Source organism: Bradyrhizobium sp. Kon56 (assembly GCF_055807635.1).
The window spans coordinates 1-237 of sequence record NZ_JBVVOU010000627.1; the positions used below are offsets into that span (position 1 = coordinate 1).

At 59.1% G+C, this 237-nt stretch carries 1 protein-coding gene; it reads left to right on the forward strand.

What is annotated here, in order from left to right; translation table 11 throughout:
• The coding region (locus tag AC0L3B_RS40305) for a hypothetical protein (RefSeq protein WP_473383650.1) at nucleotides 1–237 on the forward strand (237 nt) is incomplete at both ends.

Sequence of the window (237 nt, forward strand, 5' to 3'; positions counted from 1 at the left end):
GGGGTTCGCACCCTGGAAGAATTGCTCAAGCTCAGCAGCGAGCTCTATGACATCACGGTGTTCGGCGCCGAGCCCCACACCAACTACAACCGCATCCTGCTGTCGCCGGTGCTGGCCGGCGAGCAGACTTTCGAAGAGATCGTGCTCAACGACCTGGACTGGTACCTGGACAACAACGTCAAGCTGCTGCTCAACCGCATTTTGATTGGGTTCACAGGCCGATGGCTCAGTCGCCTG